Raw genomic sequence first — 12,990 nt, forward strand, 5'->3', positions numbered from 1 at the left:
CCCGTCTCCCGGTGTCGCCGAGATAGCGACCTGCCGCCGAGATAGCGACGTACCGGATCGGTACGTCGCTATCTCGGCAGGGGATCGCTATCTCGTGTGCGGGGTCAGACGCGGACCGGCTCCGCCGCGGTGCCGGGCTGGCCGCCCTCGACGGGCGCGCCGGTGGCGGCGAGCGCGACGCGCAGCGCACCCCCGAGGCCCGCGTCGACGTTCGTCCAGTACGCGATCGCGCGCTCGCGGATCTCGTCGCTGCGGACGGCGCCCACGTGCCCCGTGATCGTCGCGAGGAAGCGGTCGCGCGCCGCGTCGTCGAACACCTCGCGGTAGAGCGTGCCCGCCTGGCCGAAGTCGTCGTCCTCCGGGTGCAGCGTCGCGGCGGAGCGCGTGAGCTCGCCGTCGGCCTCCCAGCCGGCCGACTCCGCGGCGCGCGCCGGGTCGGCGTGCGCGCCGCCCTGGCTGTTGGGCGCGTAGACGGGCGTCGTCGCGGAGGAGAAGGAGTAGCGCATCGCGCCGTCCTTCGCGTACGAGTGGCCGCCCTCGCTCGCGGCGTGCGGCGCGTTGACGGGGAGCTGGGCATGGTTGGTGCCCACGCGGTACCGGTGCGCGTCGGCGTAGGAGAAGATGCGCGCGAGCAGCATCTTGTCCGGGCTCGTCGCGATGCCGGGGACGAAGTTGCTCGGCGCGAACGTCGCCTGCTCGATCTGCGCGAAGTAGTTCTCGGGGTTGCGGTTCAGCTCCATCACGCCCACCTCGACCAGCGGGTAGTCCGCGTGCGGCCACACCTTGGTCAGGTCGAACGGGTTGAACCGGTAGGTCTTCGCGTCCTCGTAGGGCATGACCTGGACCGAGAGCGTCCAGCGGGGGAAGTCGCCCGCGTCGATGTGGTCGTAGAGGTCGCGGATGTGGTGGTCGGAGTCCGACCCGGCGAGCTGCGACGCCTCGTCGGCCGAGAGGTTGTCGATGCCCTGCGCCGTCTTGAAGTGGTACTTGACCCAGAACCGCTCGCCGGCCGCGTTGATCCACTGGTAGGTGTGCGAGCCGAACCCGTCCATGTGGCGCCAGCTCGACGGCAGCCCGCGGTCGCCCATGAGCCAGGTCACCTGGTGCGCGGACTCGGGGGACAGGGTCCAGAAGTCCCACTGCATGTCGTTGTCGCGCAGGTTCGAGCCGGGCAGGCGCTTCTGCGAGCGGATGAAGTCGGGGAACTTGATGCCGTCGCGCAGGAAGAACACGGGCGTGTTGTTGCCGACGAGGTCGTAGTTGCCCTCGGTCGTGTAGAACTTCAGCGCGAAGCCGCGCGGGTCGCGCCACGTGTCGGGGGAGCCCTGCTCGCCCGCGACGGAGGAGAAGCGCGCGAGCATCTCGGTGGTCGTGCCGGGCTGGAAGAGGGCAGCGCGCGTGAAGGTGCTGACGTCGTTCGTCACCGTGAACGTCCCGAAGGCGCCGCCGCCCTTGGCGTGCACGACGCGCTCGGGGACGCGCTCGCGGTTGAACTGGGCGAGCTTCTCGACGAGGTAGTGGTCGTGCAGGACGATCGGCCCGTCGGCGCCGACGGTCTGCGCGTGGGCGTCCGAGGCGACGGGCGCGCCGGCGTTCGTGGTGGTGAAGGGGGCGGTCATGGGTCTCCTTCCGTGGGCCGCGGTCGCGGCCCGTCTGGTGTTCTCATACCGGGATCTTCGTGAGAAAACGGGCGCGCTCCCGGTGCGCGAGGTACGGGAAGCGGGTCGGGGGTGGTCAGTCCGCGCAGTCGGGGCAGAGGCCCCAGAACGTCACCTCGGCGGTGTCGATCTGGAACCCCGACGTGCTGCTGGGGGTCAGGCAGGGGGCGTGGCCGACGGTGCAGTCGACGTCGGCGACGGCGCCGCACCCGCGGCACACCACGTGGTGGTGGTTGTCGCCGAGGCGGCGCTCGTAGCGTGCCGGGTGGCCCGCGGGCTCGATCCGGCGGACCAGGCCCTTGTCGGTGAGCGTGTGCAGGACGTCGTAGACCGCCTGGACCGAGACGGAGCCGAGGGACGCGCGCGCGGCCCGCAGGACGTCGTCGGCGTCGGCGTGCTGCTGGAGCTCGACCGCGTCGAGCACCGCCAGCCGGGCCGCGGTGACGCGCAGGCCGTGCTCGCGCAGCTCGCCCTCGTGGCGGGCGCGTCGTGGCCCGTCGTCGAGGGTCGTCCCCGCGCCGGGCGTCGCTCCTGTCGTCATGGCACCACTCTAACCACGTAAACTGGAAGAGTTCCAATGATGGAGGCGATCCGGAGTTCGGCCCTGCGGCCGGGTGCGAAGGTCCGGCCGCCTCTGCTATCCTTGATGGCTGACCGACTCGTGCGCGTCCCCTCGTCCGGTTTCGGGCGACGGGAGGGGTGCGAGTGCGCAAGTGGATCTCATCCCACCCGGGTCTCGACCGCCGACGAACGTCGCGACAGAGGCCGGGTCCTGGTCCGGGACGCACCCTTCGGGGGCGTTCCGACGTGGTCGTCGCCCGGTGCGACGTCCCGACCTGATGGCCTCCGCCCTGCGCTCAGGGACGGAGGCCTTCTTCGTCCCGGGTGGTCTACCGACGACTTCCTAGGAGCATCACATCAGCGAGCCTCGCATCAACGATCGGATCCGCGTCCCCGAGGTCCGACTCATCGGTCCCGGCGGGGAGCAGGTCGGCGTCGTCCGCACCGAGGTTGCCCTGAGCCTTGCCCAGGACGCGGACCTCGACCTCGTCGAGGTCGCCCCGGACGCCCGGCCCCCCGTCGCCAAGCTCATGGACTTCGGCAAGTTCAAGTACGAGTCCGACATGAAGGCGCGTGAGGCGCGGCGCAACCAGGCGAACACGGTCCTCAAGGAGATCCGCTTCCGCCTGAAGATCGACCCGCACGACTACGGCACCAAGAAGGGCCACGTCGAGCGCTTCCTCGCCGCCGGCGACAAGGTCAAGGTCATGATCATGTTCCGTGGCCGCGAGCAGTCCCGCCCCGAGATGGGCGTGCGCCTGCTCCAGCGCCTCGCGGACGACGTCGCGGAGCTCGGCTTCGTGGAGTCGATGCCGAAGCAGGACGGCCGCAACATGACCATGGTGCTCGGCCCGGTGAAGAAGAAGGCCGACGCCAAGAGCGAGCAGCGCAAGCGGGCGCAGGAGGCCGAGCCCCGGCTGACGAAGTCCGCCCAGCGTGCCGCGGCGCGCACCGGCGACGGCACGGAGGTCGAGGACCTCGACGCGCCCGAGGCCGTCGAGGTCACCGAGAGCACCGAGGCCCCCGCGGTCGAGGCCGCCCCGGCCCCGGCCGAGGAGGCTGTCCCCGCCGAGGCTCCGGTCGCCGAGGCGCCCGCCCCGAAGGCCGCACCCGCCCCGAAGGCTGCTCCCGCCCCGAAGGCTGCTCCCGCCCCGAAGGCTGCTCCCGCGCCGAAGGCTGCCGCACCGCGATCGGCGCCCGCGCCGCGTCCGGCCGCGGCACCGCGTCCTGCGGCCCGACCGGCCGCGGACTCGAAGCCCGCCGCGCCGCGCCCGGCCGCCCCCCGTCCGGCACCGGCGGCGCCGTCCGCGCCGGCGACCGGTGCCAAGCCGGCGGCCCCCAAGCCTGCCGCGCCCAAGCCGAGCGCTCCGCGCCCGGCGCCCAAGCCGGCACCGCGAGGCAAGGCCGGCTGACGACCGGCAGCACAGACCGACCCTGCTCGGGGTCCGGGCCCACCGGCCAGGACCCGAACACGTCGGCCGCCGCGAGGCGGCTGACCGGACACAAGGAGAGACGGCAGTCATGCCGAAGAACAAGACGCACTCGGGTGCCAAGAAGCGCTTCCGCATCACGGGTACCGGCAAGGTCATGCGCGAGCAGGCCAACGCTCGACACCTGCTCGAGCACAAGGCCACCAAGCGCAAGCGCCGCCTCGCCCAGGACCAGGTGGTCTCGCCCGCCGACGTCAAGACCATCAAGAAGCTGCTCGGCAAGTGACCCGGCAGGTGGCGGGACCCGCCACCGACCGGCTCACCCCTGAGCCCCGAACTGCAAGGAGCATCACGTGGCACGCGTGAAGCGGGCGGTCAACGCCCAGAAGAAGCGCCGTACGACCCTCGAGCGCGCCAGCGGCTACCGCGGCCAGCGCTCGCGCCTCTACCGCAAGGCGAAGGAGCAGGTCACCCACTCCCTCGTCTACTCCTACCGTGACCGCAAGGCGCGCAAGGGCGACTTCCGCAAGCTGTGGATCCAGCGCATCAACGCGGCGTCGCGCGCCCAGGGCCTGACGTACAACCGCCTCATCCAGGGCCTCAAGGCCGCGGGTGTCGAGGTCGACCGTCGCCTGCTCGCCGAGCTCGCGGTCAACGACGTGGCCGCGTTCAACGCGCTCGTCCAGGTCGCGAAGGACGCGCTCCCCGAGGACGTCAACGCGCCGAAGGCCGCAGCCTGACCAGCACCTCACCTGGCCGCCAGCCGGCCCCGGACGCCCGGTCGGCGCCCGGTCCGCTCGACCCCACGCTGACGAACCCTCGCAGCGACCGGGTCAAGGCGGTCCGTGCGCTGGCCGGGCGTCCGGCGCGTTCCCGGCACGGGCAGCTCCTCGTGGAGGGCCCCCAGGGCGTGCGCGAGGCCGTGCGGCTCACGCCCGACCGGGTCCGTGACGTGTACGTGACGCCGACGGCGGGCGAGCGGTACGCGGAGATCGTCGGGGACGCCCGCGCGGCCGGGCTGCACGTCCATGTCACGACGGCCGAGGTGCTCACCGCGATGAGCGCCGACGCGCAGGGCGTGCTCGCCGTCGTCCGCGCGCAGGAGCCGACGCTCGCGGACGTCGCCAGCACGCTGGCGACCCCCGGCCGGGAGCGGCCCGCCCTCGTCGCGGTGCTCGCGACGGTCCGCGACCCCGGGAACGCGGGGACGGTGATCCGGGCCGCCGACGCGGCGGGCGCGGACGCGGTCGTCCTCGCGGGCGAGAGCGTGGACGTGCACAACCCCAAGGTCGTGCGGTCGACGGCCGGCTCGTTGTTCCACCTGCCCGTGGTGACGGGCGTGGGCCTCGCGGACGCCCTGGCCACGCTGCGCGCCGCCGGGCTCACGGTCCTCGCGGCCGACGGCGCGGGCGACCTGGACCTGGACGACCTGCTCGACCTGGCGGGCACCACGGACGCGGGGACCGGTGCCGACGCGTCGCGACGGGTCGACCTCGCCGCGCCCACGGCCTGGGTCTTCGGGAACGAGGCGTGGGGCCTGCCTGCGGAGGACCGGGCGCTGGCCGACGCCGTCGTGCGCGTGCCGATCCGCGGTCGGGCCGAGTCCCTCAACCTCGCGACTGCCGCGACGGTGTGCCTCTACGCCTCGAGCCGGGCGCACCGACCCGCCCGGGCTCCGGCGCCCTCGGGAGAGGGCGCGTGAGCCTGTTCGCCGCGCTCTACCCGAGCGCACCGGCGCTCGACCACCTGGCGCTCGCGCTCGCGGGCGCGCACGCCCAGGAGTCGCGGCGTCCGGACGGCGCCCCCCTCGTGCGGTGGACCCCACCTGAGCTGTGGCACCTCACCGTCTCGTTCTTCGGGGACGTGCCGGACGGGTCCGTCCCCGACCTCGCCGCGGCGCTCGCCCTGGTCGCGCGCGAGGCGGCGCCGCTGTCCCTGCGGCTGCGCGGTGCGGGGGTCTTCGACCGGCGCGTGCTGTGGGTCGGCGTCGGGGGCGCCGACGCGGACCCGCTCCGCGACCTCAGCGCGGCCGTCGCGGAGGCGGCCGGGGACGCCGGGGTCCGTGTCGACCGGCGTTCGCGGCAGCGCGCCCACCTGACCGTGGCGCGCGCGGCCGCGGGTGCCCGCCAGGCCCGCCGTCGCGCGCGCTCCGGAGGGCGAGCCCTGGGCGGTCACGACGCGCTGACGGCGGGCGACCCGTTGGCGGGGCCCGCCGCCGCGCTGTCCGTCTACGCGGGACCGGACTGGACGGCGAGCGAGCTCCACCTCGTCGAGTCCGCGTCCGGCGACCTGCCGGGGGACACGTCCGGCCGTCGGGTGCACCGCACGGTCGAGGCGCTGCCGCTCGGCGGCGCGTGAGCGCACCGCCGTCGCGGCCGCGGGCCTGTGCCATGATGGCTGTCATGAGCAAGCACGGTGGTCGCCGATTTCCCGGGCCCGTCACGGGCCCGCGCGGCTGACGCGTGCACCCCTCCCGCCTGCGGCGGGACGGACCGGGCCCGGACGGGCGCCCTAGAATGACCGCGACGCGCGCACGAGCGCGCGCCCGCGCGCGCCCCGTGCGCCGCGCCCCGCGGGACGACCCCAGAGCAGACGCCTGCCCGGGCCGCCGCCCGCTCCCGCAGTCCCGCCCTCGCCAGGAAGGCACGCATGTCCAGCCCTGACGCCGACGTCGTCACCCCCGTCACGGGGGACGGCGGCCCGGACACCCCGACCGCTCCCTCCCCGCTCGACGCCGACGCGCTCCAGCGCGCGCTCGACGCCGCCCTCGCCGCGATCGCCGGGGCCGGCGACCTCGACGCGCTCAAGCTCGTGCGCACCGAGCACACGGGCGACCGCAGCGCGCTCGCGCTCGCGAACCGCCAGATCGGCTCGCTCGCGCCCGCGGACAAGAAGACCGCCGGCAAGCTCCTCGGGCCGCTCCGCGGCCGCGTGAACCAGGCGCTCGCCGCGCGCCAGGCCGAGCTCGAGGCCGAGCGCGACGAGCGCGTGCTCGTCGAGGAGGCGGTGGACGTCACGCTCCCGGTCGACCGCGTGCCCGCCGGCGCGCGGCACCCCCTGGAGACGCTGCAGGAGCGCGTCGCCGACTTCTTCGTCGGGCTCGGCTGGGAGATCGCCGAGGGGCCCGAGGTCGAGGCCGAGTGGTTCAACTTCGACGCCCTGAACTTCGGTGTCGACCACCCGGCGCGGCAGATGCAGGACACGTTCTACGTGGCCGGTGCTGACGGCCCCGGAGACGGCGCCGCGGCCCCGTCGAACCTCGTGCTGCGCACGCACACGTCGCCCGTCCAGGCGCGCTCGCTGCTCGAGCGCGGCGTGCCGCTGTACGTCGCGTGCCCGGGCAAGACGTTCCGCACCGACGCGCTCGACGCGACCCACACGCCCGTCTTCCACCAGGTCGAGGGCCTGGCGATCGACGAGGGCCTGACCATGGCGAACCTCCTCGGCACGCTCGACGCGTTCGCCCGGGCGATGTTCGGTCCCGAGGCGCGCACGCGCCTGCGGCCGAGCTACTTCCCGTTCACCGAGCCGAGCGCCGAGATGGACCTGTGGTTCCCGCAGAAGAAGGGCGGGCCCGGCTGGATCGAGTGGGGCGGCTGCGGCATGGTCAACCCGAACGTGCTGCGGTCCGTCGGGGTCGACCCCGACGTGTACTCGGGCTTCGCGTTCGGCATGGGCATCGAGCGCACGCTCATGCTGCGCCACGGGATCGCGGACATGCACGACATGGTGGAGGGCGACGTGCGCTTCTCCGCCCAGTTCGGAACGGAGATCTGATGCCCTACGTCGCCATCGACTGGCTGGGCGACCACGTCGAGCTGCCCGAGGGGCTCACCGCCGAGCGGCTCGCCGCCGACCTCGTCCGCGTCGGCCTGGAGGAGGAGGCGATCCACGGCGCGGCCGTGACGGGCCCCCTCGTCGTCGGGCGCGTCCTGGAGATGACGCCCGAGCCGCAGAAGAACGGCAAGACGATCAACTGGTGCCTGGTCGACGTCGGCCCGGAGCACAACGTCGCCGAGATCAAGGGCGTCGACCCCGCGGACATGCCGGCGGGCGGTGCGCGCGGCATCGTGTGCGGCGCGCACAACTTCGCGCCGGGCGACCTCGTCGTCGTCGCGCTGCCCGGCTCCGTCCTGCCCGGGCCGTTCGCCATCGCGAGCCGCAAGACGTACGGGCACGTGTCCGACGGGATGATCTGCTCGCAGCGCGAGCTCGGGCTCGGCGAGGACCACGACGGCATCATCGTGCTGCCGCGGCTCGGGTACGCGGCCGAGGACCTCACCCCGGGGCAGGACGCGGTCGCGCTGCTCGGGCTCGGCGACGAGGTCCTGGAGATCAACGTGACGCCGGACCGCGGGTACGCGTTCTCCTACCGCGGCGTCGCGCGCGAGTTCTCGCACTCGACGGGTGCGCGCTTCACGGACCCCGGCCTGCCGGGCTCGCTGCCGACCCCGCCCCCCGCCGCGACCCCCGACGGCTTCCCCGTCGAGGTGGACGACGCGGCGCCGGTCCACGGCGTCGTCGGGTGCGACCGGTTCGTCACGCGCGTCGTGCGGGGGCTCGACCCCGCGGCGCAGACGCCTGCGTGGATGCAGCGCCGCCTCACGGCGTCGGGCATGCGGCCCATCTCGCTCGCGGTCGACGTGACGAACTACGTCATGCTCGACCTGGGCCAGCCCCTGCACGCGTACGACCTCGAGCAGGTCGCGGCGCCGATCGTCGTGCGTCGCGCCGCGCCGGGCGAGCGTCTGGTGACCCTCGACGACGCGGACCGGGCGCTCGACCCCGAGGACCTGCTCATCACGGACAGCCCCGGAGACGTGCGCGGCTCGCGCGTGCTCGGGCTCGCCGGGGTCATGGGCGGGGCGTCCTCCGAGGTCGGCCCGACGACGACGGCCGTGCTGGTCGAGGCCGCGCACTTCGACCCGGTGACGGTCGCGCGCACGTCGCGCCGCCACAAGCTGTCGAGCGAGGCGGCCAAGCGGTTCGAGCGCGGCGTCGACCCGCTGCTGCCCGCGGTCGCGGCGCAGCGCGTGGTCGACCTCCTCGTCGAGCTCGGCGGCGGCACGGCCGACCCCGCGGTGAGCGACCTCGACCGGGTCGAGGCTCCGGCCGCGGTCCGGCTGCCCGTCGGCGAGGCCGCGCGCCTCGTCGGCGTGCCGTACACGCTGGAGCAGGTCGTCGGGACGCTCGGCGCGATCGGGTGCACGGTCGCGGCGGACGACGTGGACGCCACGGGTGTGCTCGTGGTGACCCCGCCGTCGTGGCGGCCCGACCTCACGGAGCCCGCCGAGCTCGTGGAGGAGGTCGCGCGGCTCGTCGGCTACGACGAGATCCCGTCCCTGCTGCCCGCCGCTCCCGGCGGTCGCGGGCTCACGCGCGAGCAGCGCGTGCGCCGGTCGGTCGCCCGGGCGCTCGCGGAGGACGGGTTCGTCGAGACGCTGAGCTACCCGTTCGTCGGGGACGCGGAGCTGGACGCGCTGCGCCTGCCCGCGGACGACGAGCGCCGCCGGGCGCTGCGCCTGCTCAACCCGCTCGCCGACGACCGGCCGCTGATGCGCACGGACCTCCTGAGCACGCTGCTCGAGACGGCGCGCCGCAACGTCGGGCGCGGGCTGGGCGACGTCGCGCTGTTCGAGGTCGGTCTCGTGACGCACCCGCGCGCGGGTGCCCCGGCGGCGCCCGCGCTGCCGGGCGGCGTCCGGCCGTCCGACGACCAGCTCGCCGCGATCGACGCGTCGCTCCCGGCGCAGCCGCGCCACGTGGCGGGCGTCCTCGTCGGTCGCCGCGTGCGTGCCGGCTGGTGGGGAGCGGGCCGTGCCGCGGACTGGACCGACGCGCTCGCGGCGGCCCGGCTCGTGGTGGAGCGTGCCGGCCTCCACGTGGGTGCCGACGTGTCCGTCGTGGCCGACACGGCGCGCGCCCCGTTCCACCCGGGCCGCTGCGCGTGCCTGGAGCTCGCGGACGGGACCGTGGTCGGGCACGCGGGCGAGCTGCACCCCAAGGTGCTGGAGAACCTCGGCCTGCCCGCGCGCACGGTGGCGTTCGAGGTCGACCTGTCCGCGGTCGTCGCCGCCTCGTCGGACGAGCCCGTGCAGGCGACGCCCGTCTCGGGCTTCCCGGCCGCCAAGGAGGACCTCGCGTTCGTGGTGGACGCCGGCGTGACCGCGCAGGCGCTGCGCGACGCGATCGTCGACGGTGCCGGGGAGCTGGTCGAGGACGTCGCGCTGTTCGACGTCTTCACCGGCGAGCAGGTCGGCGCCGGGCGCAAGTCGCTGGCGTTCTCGCTGCGACTGCGCGCCGCCGACCGCACGCTGACGGCGGACGACGTCGCGCGCGTCCGCGAGGGTGCCGTGACGGCCGCGCGCGAGCGCGTGGGCGCGGAGCTGCGGGCGTGAGCGCGGGCGCGGCCGGCCCGGTGGGTGCGGCGGGTACCGTCGCGCCCGCCCGGACGGCGCTCGTCACCGGCGCGTCGCGCGGCATCGGCCGCGCGATCGCCGTCGGCCTCGCCGCGGCCGGTCTCGACGTCGCGCTCCTCGCGCGCGACGCCGCCCGGCTCGCGGGCGTGGCCGACGAGATCGGCGCCCTGACCGTCAGCGGTGCGGGGCGCGCGGTCGTGGTCACGGCCGACGTCACGGACGCCGCCGCGGTCACGGCCGCCGTCGGCGCCGCGCAGGACGCGCTGGGGAGCGTCGACCTGCTCGTCAACAACGCGGGGCGCGTCGACGCCGAGGTGCCGCTCTGGGAGGCGGACCCCGACGAGTGGTGGGCGATCGTCGAGACCAACGTGCGCGGGCCGTTCCTCCTCGCGCACGCCGTCGTCCCCGGCATGCTCGCGCGCGGCGGGGGACGCGTCGTCGACCTCAACAGCGGCGCGGGCTCGCACGACATGGACGGCGCGAGCGCGTACAACGCGAGCAAGACGGCGCTCCTGCGGCTCGGTGCGAACCTGCACCGCTCCGGGTTCGCGCGCGGGCTGCGGACCTTCGAGGTCGCGCCCGGCGTCGTCCAGACCGACATGACGGCGTCGATGGTCATGCACGAGGGTCGCACCGAGTGGACCCCGGTGGAGCGCACGGTCGAGATGGTCGTCGCGATCGCGCGCGGCGAGCTCGACGCGTTCTCGGGAGCGTTCGTGCGCGTGACGCACGACTCCCCGGAGTCGTTGCGCGCCGCGGCCGAGGAGGCCCTCGGCCGCGGGGACGTCCTGCCCGGCCCCGACGCGCGGCGCCTGCGCGTCACGCGCTGGGGCGCGGACGACCCGATGCCGGGAGAGCTCCCGGCCCGCTGACCTCCCACCGGCACGGACGCGACGACCCGCCGCGTCACGGACCCGTCGCACGCCCGACCCGCAGCGCCGCCCGACCCCTCCGGCCGGGCGGCGCTCGTGCGTCCGCGGGTGGCGCGTGCGAGGGGGAGATCACCCGCCATCTGGTTGAAGTTTCACGCACCCATCGGGGATGCTGTGCTGGACACCTGACCAAGTACCGGGCGGACACCGACGTCGCGGCTCGACGACGCCTGGGAGCGACGTATGACGACGGCCCGCCCTGTCCGGCAGTGGAACGGCCTCACCGTTCCCGAGGCCGGCACCTACGCGCTGGACGAGGCGCACAAGCGCATCGGGTTCACCGGGATGCACATGATGGTGTCGCCCGTCCGGGGCGAGTTCACCCGGGCGCGCGCGACCGTCCTGGTCGGCGAGGACCCGCTCGCCTCGGCGGTCTCCGCGACGATCGAGACCGCGAGCCTCACGACGCACCACGAGGAGCGCGACGCGCACCTGCGCAGCCCCGACTTCCTCGACGTCGACGCCTACCCGACGATCGAGTTCCGTAGCACCTCGGTCTGCTGGCAGGGCGAGCAGCAGGACCAGATCCTCGCGTGGGCGCGTCTGCGGAACCGCTCGCCCGAGCGCGCCGAGCTCGCGCCCGAGCGGGTGCAACCCCGGACGGCGCAGGCCGGGCGGTTCCTCGTCGAGGGGCTGCTCACGGTCCGGGGCGTCACGCACCGGACCGTGCTGTCGATGCAGTACGGGGGCGCGCGCCGCGACCCCTACGGCCGCGACATCTTCGGCTTCCACGCCGCGGCCGAGATCGACCGCGAGAGCTTCGGCCTGGTCTGGAACGTGCTGCTCGAGACCGGCGGGTTCCTCGTCGGCAAGAAGATCGGCCTCGAGATCGCGGGGGAGGCGATCCACCAGGCCTGACGCGGTGCGTCGCGTCCGCCGGTCCCCGTGAGACCGGGGGAGGTCGTCCGGCGCGCGGGACGTAGCATGGCGAGCGACACGGGGTGCCCCGACGCGGGGCTGAGATGAGACCCGTCGAACCTGCTCTGGCTCGTACCAGCGAAGGGATGTCCGGCGATGACGCTCGCCCTGCCCCAGCACGACCCCGCACCCCGGCGCGACAGCGCCCGTCGGCCCGCGGGCGGCCGCTCACCCGGCCCGGACGGCGGCCCTGGCGCGCGGCCCTCGCGTCCGCGCGTCCTGTCGATCGCGGGGACCGACCCGACCGGGGGCGCGGGCATCCAGGCGGACCTCAAGTCCTTCGCCGCGCACGGCGCGTACGGCATGGCCGTGACGACGGCGCTCGTCGCGCAGAACACGCACGGCGTCCGCTCCGTGCACGTCCCCGGGCCCGCCTTCCTGCGCGAGCAGCTCGACGCCGTGTCCGACGACGTCGAGATCGACGCCGTGAAGATCGGCATGGTGGCCGACGAGGCCAACGCCCGCGAGATCGGGGCGTGGCTCGACGTGCTCGCGGCCGCGCGGACCGACGCCGGGCTCCAGCGACCCTGGGTCGTCCTCGACCCCGTCATGGTCGCCACGTCGGGGCACCGGCTGCTCGACGCGGGCGCGGAGCAGGCGGTGCGCGACCTCGCGGCCCGGGCCGACGTCGTCACCCCCAACCTGCCCGAGCTGGCCGTCCTCGCGGGCCGCGACGTCGCCACGACCTGGGACGACGCGCTGGCCCAGGCCGCGTCGTACGCGGCGACGAGCGGCGCCGTCGTGCTGCTCAAGGGCGGGCACCTCACCGGCGAGACGTCGCCGGACGCCCTCGTCGTGCCGGCCGCGGTCCCCGGTGCCTCACCCGCGGTCACCACGTTCGACGCGCCCCGCGTCGACACCCCGCACACCCACGGCACGGGGTGCTCGCTCTCCGCGGCGCTCGCGGCCCTGCGCCCGCAGCGCGAGGGCTGGGCGGCGGCCGCGCGCGACGCGAAGGAGTGGCTCACCGGCGCGCTGCGGTCGGGTGCCGCGCTGCAGGTCGGGACGGGCCGGGGCCCGGTCGACCACCTGCACGCCACGTCGCCCGTCGCGCCCGGCTGACCGCGCGGAA

12 protein-coding genes and 1 riboswitch are annotated in these 12,990 nt (G+C 75.0%); of the genes, 10 read left to right on the forward strand and 2 right to left on the reverse strand.

Annotation, left to right across the window (positions count from 1 at the left end; all coding sequences use genetic code 11):
• Window positions 1-104: 104 nt before the first annotated feature.
• A complete protein-coding gene (locus ACFC2L_RS11845; RefSeq protein WP_375824501.1) occupies window positions 105-1,619 on the reverse strand; it encodes a catalase in 1,515 nt (504 codons plus the stop codon).
• Window positions 1,620-1,734: 115 nt separating this feature from the next.
• Complete coding sequence (locus ACFC2L_RS11850; RefSeq protein ID WP_237842471.1) at window positions 1,735-2,199, reverse strand: Fur family transcriptional regulator; 465 nt, start codon at window positions 2,197-2,199, stop codon at window positions 1,735-1,737.
• Between the two features lie 427 nt (window positions 2,200-2,626).
• Here ACFC2L_RS11850 and infC point away from each other — a divergent pair, with 427 nt between their 5' ends.
• From infC to thiD, 10 genes are all read left to right on the forward strand, one after another.
• Complete coding sequence (gene infC, locus ACFC2L_RS11855) at window positions 2,627-3,631, forward strand: translation initiation factor IF-3 (protein WP_375824528.1); 1,005 nt, start codon at window positions 2,627-2,629, stop codon at window positions 3,629-3,631.
• Between the two features lie 109 nt (window positions 3,632-3,740).
• On the forward strand, window positions 3,741-3,935 hold the full coding sequence (rpmI, locus tag ACFC2L_RS11860; RefSeq protein WP_047233980.1) for a 50S ribosomal protein L35: 195 nt from the start codon (window positions 3,741-3,743) through the stop codon (window positions 3,933-3,935).
• 67 nt (window positions 3,936-4,002) lie between these two features.
• Window positions 4,003-4,389: a 50S ribosomal protein L20 gene (gene rplT, locus ACFC2L_RS11865; RefSeq protein WP_024840664.1), complete on the forward strand. Its 387-nt coding sequence runs from the start codon at window positions 4,003-4,005 to the stop codon at window positions 4,387-4,389.
• A 68-nt stretch (window positions 4,390-4,457) separates the two neighbouring features.
• Window positions 4,458-5,351 carry a TrmH family RNA methyltransferase gene (locus tag ACFC2L_RS11870; RefSeq protein WP_375824529.1) on the forward strand — a complete coding sequence of 298 codons (894 nt, stop codon included), beginning with the start codon at window positions 4,458-4,460 and terminating at the stop codon, window positions 5,349-5,351.
• Window positions 5,348-6,007 carry an RNA 2',3'-cyclic phosphodiesterase gene (thpR, locus tag ACFC2L_RS11875; protein WP_375824502.1) on the forward strand — a complete coding sequence of 220 codons (660 nt, stop codon included), beginning with the start codon at window positions 5,348-5,350 and terminating at the stop codon, window positions 6,005-6,007. Before ACFC2L_RS11870 ends, thpR begins: the two co-directional genes overlap by 4 nt.
• 291 nt (window positions 6,008-6,298) lie before the next feature.
• Window positions 6,299-7,426: a phenylalanine--tRNA ligase subunit alpha gene (gene pheS, locus ACFC2L_RS11880; RefSeq protein WP_375824504.1), complete on the forward strand. Its 1,128-nt coding sequence runs from the start codon at window positions 6,299-6,301 to the stop codon at window positions 7,424-7,426.
• Window positions 7,426-10,047 (forward strand): phenylalanine--tRNA ligase subunit beta, encoded by a 2,622-nt coding sequence (gene pheT / locus ACFC2L_RS11885; protein ID WP_375824505.1) that lies wholly within the window; start codon window positions 7,426-7,428, stop codon window positions 10,045-10,047. Before pheS ends, pheT begins: the two co-directional genes overlap by 1 nt.
• Entirely contained in the window at window positions 10,044-10,940 is an 897-nt protein-coding gene (locus ACFC2L_RS11890; RefSeq protein ID WP_375824506.1) for an SDR family oxidoreductase, read from the forward strand. Before pheT ends, ACFC2L_RS11890 begins: the two co-directional genes overlap by 4 nt.
• Before the next feature lie 243 nt (window positions 10,941-11,183).
• Window positions 11,184-11,858, forward strand: a complete 675-nt coding sequence (locus ACFC2L_RS11895; protein ID WP_375824507.1) for a YceI family protein — start codon at window positions 11,184-11,186, stop codon at window positions 11,856-11,858.
• Window positions 11,859-11,927: 69 nt separating this feature from the next.
• Window positions 11,928-12,022: riboswitch (TPP riboswitch) on the forward strand.
• Window positions 12,015-12,980: a bifunctional hydroxymethylpyrimidine kinase/phosphomethylpyrimidine kinase gene (thiD, locus tag ACFC2L_RS11900; RefSeq protein WP_375824508.1), complete on the forward strand. Its 966-nt coding sequence runs from the start codon at window positions 12,015-12,017 to the stop codon at window positions 12,978-12,980. (Overlaps the previous riboswitch by 8 nt.)
• Window positions 12,981-12,990: the final 10 nt, after the last annotated feature.

The organism is Cellulosimicrobium sp. NPDC055967, assembly GCF_042269845.1.
GTDB lineage: Bacteria > Actinomycetota > Actinomycetes > Actinomycetales > Cellulomonadaceae > Cellulosimicrobium.